The following is a 6,441-nucleotide window of genomic DNA, read 5'->3' as shown; positions in this document are numbered from 1 at the left end:
AGCTCCCAGAATAGCTCGACTAATTGCACCTTCTATAGAATTGAGAACGTATACCCCCAGAAGTAACCCTGGGAACGTCGAGACATAAAAAGGCCTCCGAAAAATCCTAAAATATTTGATGTTGCTTCTATGTAAAATCTCAACTTAGTTCTAGTTTACCAAGAACCAGTAAATAACAATAAACTTAAAAAAGTCCTAAAGTTAAGCTATTACTGACCGTGATAGAGGGATAATATAGTAATCTACACAGACTAAGTGTTAGAAATTATGGAAATACTCAAGTTTCCCAAGTTAAGGAATATTTATATACCTTAAGAGAATCATAACCTATAAATACTGACTAAATTAGACAAGCCGATGAAAGTTACCCAGGAAAGACTGCCAGCTAGCCAAATAGGTCTAGAAATTGAGATTACACCAGAAATGTCCAAGAATGCCTATGAGCAGGTAATTCAGAAATATACCCGTTCGGCCAATATTCCTGGGTTCAGAAAAGGCAAAGTACCTCGAAACATATTGATCCAAAGGCTAGGAAAAGATTATATCAAGGCAATGGCCTTAGATGACTTAATCAATAATTGCTTAGAAAAAGCAAGGGAACAAGAGCAAATAAATGCAATAGGCCAATTTGAACTTAAAACACAGTTTGAAGAGCTGGTAAAAGATTTTGAACCAGGACAAGAAATGGCTTTCTCGGCTAAGGTAGATGTAGAGCCAGAGGCTAAAGTTGACAACTATAAAGGATTAGTGGTTAAGGCGGAAGAAGCTAAGTATGACCCTGCCCAAGTTGATGAGTTTCTGGAAGAACGTCGCTCTCAAATGGCAACATTAATTCCTGTAGAAGGAAGAGCTGCTCAGTTGGGAGATGTGGCTATAGTGGATTTTGTTGGTGTAATTCCATCGGAAACAGAGGGGGAAGAACCAAAAGAAGTCCCAGGTGGTAAGGCTCAAGATTTCCAAATGGATTTAAAAGAAGGACAATTTATTCCGGGCTTTATTGAGGGAATAGTGGGAATGAACCCAGAGGAAACAAAGGAAATTTCTGCACAGTTTCCGGCAGAATATAGTGAGACAGATTTAGCAGGTAAGCCTGCAGTATTTACTGTAACTTTGAAAGAACTTAAAGAAAAGGAATTACCAGAATTAGATGATGATTTGGCTCAAGAAATTAGTGAGTTTGAAACAATAGCAGAATTACGGGAGTTCTTGGAGAAAAAATTTACTAAAGAAAAAGAGGATCAAACAAAACAAAATAAGGAACTAGCAATAGTAAATGAGCTGGTGACTCATATAGAAGTAGAAATTCCAGAAACATTGATTAAAAATGAAGTTCAACAAATGTTAGCCCAAAGTGCCATGGAGTTGAGCCAATATGGAATAGATGTTAAAGAATTATTCAGTAGCGATAAATTGCCGGAAATGCAAGAGCGATCGCGACCTGAAGCAATTGAACGGTTGAGAAGAGATTTGGCCATAGCTACAGTGGCCAAAAAAGAGTCTATTACGGTGGAGGAAGAAGAAATAGCAGCAGAGTCAGTTAAGGTAATGGAACAGCTCAAAGGAAAGGATGTCGATCCAGATAGGTTAAGACAAGTTGTGACCGAAGACCTGTTGAAAGAAAAAACTATTAAATTTTTAGAAGAAAATGGGACTGTGGAATTAGTCCCTGAAGGAACTTTAGACACAGGGTCAGAAATACCTCAAACTACAGAAGTAGAAACTCAGGTTGAGGCAGAAACACCTCAAGCTAGTGAAACTATTGTAGAAGTAGAGGCAGAACAAGTAGCTACTGGAGAAAAATCTCAGGAGGAAGAAGAGTAAATTGGCAATAGTCCGGATAACCGGACTACCAAGATTAGTCAAGGTACGGCATAATATTATTTAGCTTCAGAATCTACTGAAGCCTAAAATATAAAATTGATAAATAAACCAGTGTATAATGGTTATATCCAAATATTCTGATAATTTAGTTAGTAGTTATAACAAGTTACAAGTCTACTCTGGTCCTAGTAATATTGTACCAATGGTGGTCGAACAATCTGGGATGGGAGAAAGAGCTTTTGACCTCTACTCACGACTGCTCCGAGAAAGAATAATTTTTCTTGGAACTCAAGTAGATGACAATTTGGCAAATACTATCACAGCCCAAATGTTATTCCTGGATGCTGAAGACCCAGAAAAAGATATTCAACTATATATCAACTCTCCTGGAGGCTCAGTTACCGCTGGAATGGCTATATACGATACAATGCAACAGGTAAGACCTGATGTAGTTACAATTTGTTATGGTTTAGCGGCAAGCATGGGCGCTTTTCTTCTATCTGGTGGGGCAAAAGGTAAGAGAATGTCTCTCCCTAGTTCGAGAATTATGATTCACCAGCCTTTAGGTGGTGCCCAGGGTCAAGCTGTAGATATTGAGATTCAAGCTAAGGAAATCCTTTATCATAAACGTAAGCTAAATGAATTGTTAGCAGAACATACAGGTAAACCTCTAGAAACAATAGAGATTGATACAGAGCGTGACTTTTTTATGTCCGCAGAAGAGGCTAAAAATTATGGCCTGATAGATCAAGTTATTACAAGACAGAATCTTCCTGTACCAGGAGAGTCTGTCCCTGCAATGTAAGAAGAGGCAGTTATGTCTAAATACGACTCCCATCTAAAATGTTCATTTTGTGGCAAGTCTCAGGAACAGGTCCGGAAATTGATAGCTGGACCAGGAGTTTATATCTGTGATGAATGTGTAGAGTTGTGCAATGAGATTTTAGATGAGGAGCTTTTTGACTCCAATGCTACAGGGGCACAACCAGCAATGCCACGTCCAGCACCTTCACCTCAAAAACGAGGGACTGCTGCTAAGAGATTATCTGTTAATCAAATACCTAAGCCTAGGGAGATTAAGAATTATCTCGATGCTCATGTTATTGGTCAGGAGGAAGGTAAGAAGGTTTTATCTGTGGCAGTTTATAACCACTATAAACGTTTGAGTTTTGTCGAGGCGAAAAAAAGTGGCAAGTCCTCTCAAGATGAGGTGGAATTACAAAAGTCTAATATTTTGTTGATTGGGCCAACTGGTTGTGGTAAGACTTTATTGGCTCAAACTTTGGCTGAATTATTGGATGTGCCTTTTGCTGTGGCAGATGCGACGACTTTAACTGAAGCTGGATATGTTGGGGAGGATGTGGAGAATATTTTGCTGCGACTTTTGCAAGTGGCAGATTTAGAAGTGGATGAGGCACAACGAGGAATTATATATATTGATGAGATTGATAAGATAGCTCGTAAGAGTGAGAACCCTTCTATAACAAGAGATGTTTCTGGGGAGGGTGTACAGCAAGCTTTGTTAAAGATGTTGGAGGGAACTGTGGCTAATGTTCCTCCACAAGGTGGTCGGAAACATCCCTATCAAGATTGTATTCAAATTGATACGAGTAACATTTTATTTATCTGTGGTGGGGCTTTTGTTGGTTTGGAGAAGATAGTAGAGCAGAGAAGTGGTAAAAAGTCAATGGGTTTTATTCAACAGAGTGGAGAAAGTCATCAGGTTAAGGAGAAAAAGGCTATAGATTTAATGAAGGAAATGGAACCGAATGATTTGGTTAAGTTTGGTTTGATTCCAGAGTTGATTGGACGAATACCTATGGTGGCTGTGGTTGAACCTCTGGATGAGGATACTTTGATGGCTATTTTGACGGAACCTCAAAATGCTCTGGTGAAGCAGTATCAAAAGTTATTGCGGATGGATAATGTGAAGTTGGAGTTTGAGGAGGATGCTATACGGGCGATCGCTAAGGAGGCGTTTAGGAGAAAAACTGGGGCGCGGGCGTTGCGGGGTATTGTTGAGGAGTTGATGTTGGATGTGATGTATGAGTTACCGTCTCGGAAGGATGTGACTCGTTGTACTATTACTAAGGAGATGGTGGAGAAGCGATCGACTGCTGAGTTGTTGTTGCATCCTTCGTCTTTGCCTAAACCGGAGTCGGCTTAATTAATTGATCACAGGATTTAGGCAGGGTAACTACATATAGTATTGAGAAACTATAACGTTATAGATATGTAGTGTTTAGAGCAAGCAAAAAAAAGGTAAGTTCCGTTTATGTTTGGCTTCTAAAGATACACTTGAATAAAAATTTTATATGCTTATTGGACTGATAAATCTAAAATTGTGTGTGGTGAAGGATTTATAAGTACCCTTTCACAACTTTAGTTTGAGCAGTCCTTAAGCAACATAATATCAATAGATATGTTTGTTGAATAAAAAATCATGTGTATAGACGAGTAAACCCCAATAATTACATACTACCATAATTTTTTTGCGGATGCAAGAAGAAATTGTCTTTTTTGCTGATTTTTTTGGAGCTTCACAGAATGCAGATTTAGATTAAATTTTAGGTTGCATTTATTAATCACAATATAATAGACCTAGGCGTAAAAAAGATATAGATTTTTTGGAGGAGTAGGGAACAGGGAACAGGGAACGGGGAACAGGCAAAATATTTTCACGAAAAAGGCATGAAAAAGGATTTTTTATGGTGACTTTTTCTTTCTTGAGCTGATCTAACTCAAAGGTTTATTTATTTTCCGGAGATGTCTAACGCTGAAGTTAGAAGTCAATGGAGATTTAATGATGACTAAACCTGACTTGAATAAAATAACACACCAACAACTGAGGTCTTATATTTTAGCTCATCGAGAGAATGATGATGCTATAAAAGGATTGATTAAACGAGGAAATTCTCATACTCCTAATTATCCTTTTCCACAAAAACAGGAAGATATTTAGGAAAAAATTGGAAAGTAATCAAGTTTAGAAATCAATTGGAGACAAGCTATTGTTGAAACTGGTTTAATAGTCAAAGGTAAACTTTACCTTAGTTTATTTGACAAGTGCGCTGAAATTCTTATTCTAATATTGTTATTTTGATAAATTAGATTTATTAAAGTTAGTTTAGTGAACTTAAAATCATTCTTAGAAAAGTTTGCCTTGAATATATTCAGGCGATGAATCTACAAATTTTTTCCCTTTTTTATTTGCCTCTTTTAAATTAAGGTCAATATCTTTCAATTTTTCAGGTCTCCATAAAAGGGTATCGTTAGGATTATTTTCTCTCATTTGTTTTAAAGCAATATTCCTACTTTTAGTCCCATAGCAATATTGACAACCAAAACCACAAGTATCATACATACCAATATCAATTGACTCTACACAACCACATTCTTCTCTAGTAGGTGCTGCTTTTAGGTGAGTTTTAAAATTAGGTCGCAACATTTTGATAATATCCATATCAATACAATGAGCTTTTTCAACACCTTCACTTATTAAAGCATCATCACAACAGGAATATAATTTAATATCTCTTACTTTAGCAATATCTCGGAGTTGTTTAGTAAGTTGTTGTTTTTCTTCTAGAGAAGGATACTGAAATTTGATGTTATTTTCTACAGCAACTTTACCTAAATTACGCTCTGTTTTATCGTAAAAATTAACAAAGGAGAAATAGCAACGTTTTGTATAACCTTCTAGTTGTTGACTGAGAAATTCAAATTTTTCTAAGTGATAAGAAAAGGGTGTTATGTTGCTAAGTAAAATCGGGTCATATCGCCACTGAATTTGATTAGGTGAAAGTTTTTGAGATAGCTTTTGAAAAGTTTCTATTGATTTTTGAAGGGGTGGGTTATTTGTTTCTATTGTTTGAGGATATCCATTAATACTGAAATGGAAATAGTAAACATATCCTTGATTAGTGAGAAAATCAAGGTGTGGTAGTAATGGCTGAGGATTACGAGTCCAAAATGTTATGGCTAGACAATCTTCTGGTTGTAAAGAGACTCGATAAACTTGATAGTTATATGGGTTAAGTCTATGGCAAAAACCTGCTTTAATTTGATTGAGAAACCATTGACTGTAGAAAGCTGGAATATCGGTTCTACGACTTGCACTTATAATTTTCATTTGGCTTATTTTACTTGGTAAATATATAATAGTTCCTAATTATAATCTTTAATTGAATTCAACATCAACTAATGCCAGATTATTATTTTCACCCTGACATTCAATCTGCTTATAGTGCTGTACATAAGTGGTTGGCAGATCAAACAGAAGCTAAAGGTTACAAAAATATTTCGCACGAACAAGCAAGAGAATTATTGCCAGTAAAAACACTTGAAAGTGCTGCTGCTCAATATAATGTTTTTTTCCCTGGACACTATTTTAAAGTAATTTATACTCTGGAAAATATCGTAACTTCTGAAAAATTATTGGATTGGATAAATACAAATCAGCATATACTTTTAATTGATGTTGGATGTGGAGCTGGAGCTGCAACAATAGCTTTTTTAGAAAGAATTATTTCTTTACGAGAAAGTAAACAATTTACAAATTCACTAGAGATTTTTTGTATAGGAATAGATATAAATTATGAATCATTAACAATATACAAC

General features: G+C 36.2%; 5 protein-coding genes and 1 pseudogene. 5 read left to right on the top strand and 1 reads right to left on the bottom strand.

The features are described from left to right. The first annotated feature begins 357 nt into the window (after positions 1-357). The 4 genes from tig (at position 358) to AFK68_RS36890 (ending at position 4,783) form a co-directional block, all read left to right on the top strand. Positions 358-1,821, top strand: coding sequence for a trigger factor (gene tig / locus AFK68_RS15745; protein ID WP_094673608.1), 1,464 nt, complete (start codon positions 358-360; stop codon positions 1,819-1,821). Between the two features lie 118 nt (positions 1,822-1,939). Beyond that, the gene (gene clpP, locus AFK68_RS15740) at positions 1,940-2,626 is read left to right on the top strand and encodes an ATP-dependent Clp endopeptidase proteolytic subunit ClpP (protein ID WP_094673607.1); all 687 of its coding nucleotides are present in this window, start codon (positions 1,940-1,942) and stop codon (positions 2,624-2,626) included. A 12-nt stretch (positions 2,627-2,638) separates the two neighbouring features. Beyond that, the gene (gene clpX / locus AFK68_RS15735; RefSeq protein ID WP_094673606.1) at positions 2,639-3,988 is read left to right on the top strand and encodes an ATP-dependent protease ATP-binding subunit ClpX; all 1,350 of its coding nucleotides are present in this window, start codon (positions 2,639-2,641) and stop codon (positions 3,986-3,988) included. A 636-nt stretch (positions 3,989-4,624) separates the two neighbouring features. Further along, positions 4,625-4,783, top strand: a complete 159-nt coding sequence (locus AFK68_RS36890; protein WP_168186500.1) for a hypothetical protein — start codon at positions 4,625-4,627, stop codon at positions 4,781-4,783. 186 nt (positions 4,784-4,969) lie between these two features. Here AFK68_RS36890 and AFK68_RS15730 read toward each other — a convergent pair whose 3' ends face one another. Continuing rightward, on the bottom strand, positions 4,970-5,953 hold the full coding sequence (locus AFK68_RS15730; RefSeq protein WP_094673605.1) for a DUF1848 domain-containing protein: 984 nt from the start codon (positions 5,951-5,953) through the stop codon (positions 4,970-4,972). Between the two features lie 71 nt (positions 5,954-6,024). Between AFK68_RS15730 and AFK68_RS15725 the strand changes: the two are divergent. Next, positions 6,025-6,441, top strand: a pseudogene (locus AFK68_RS15725) (hypothetical protein); the annotation flags it as partial.

This window comes from Hydrocoleum sp. CS-953, assembly GCF_002260545.1.
In the GTDB taxonomy this organism is placed as follows: domain Bacteria; phylum Cyanobacteriota; class Cyanobacteriia; order Cyanobacteriales; family Microcoleaceae; genus Trichodesmium.
Note: the sequence above shows the minus strand (reverse complement) of the source record. Positions and strands in the feature narration are given on the sequence as shown.

Excerpts from the sequence above, each read along its gene's own strand:
- AFK68_RS15730 (WP_094673605.1), bottom strand. The coding sequence starts at position 5,953 with ATGAAAATTATAAGTGCAAGTCGTAGAACCGATATTCCAGCTTTCTAC.
- tig (WP_094673608.1), top strand. The coding sequence starts at position 358 with ATGAAAGTTACCCAGGAAAGACTGCCAGCTAGCCAAATAGGTCTAGAA.
- AFK68_RS36890 (WP_168186500.1), top strand. The coding sequence starts at position 4,625 with ATGATGACTAAACCTGACTTGAATAAAATAACACACCAACAACTGAGG.
- clpX (WP_094673606.1), top strand. The coding sequence starts at position 2,639 with ATGTCTAAATACGACTCCCATCTAAAATGTTCATTTTGTGGCAAGTCT.
- clpP (WP_094673607.1), top strand. The coding sequence starts at position 1,940 with ATGGTTATATCCAAATATTCTGATAATTTAGTTAGTAGTTATAACAAG.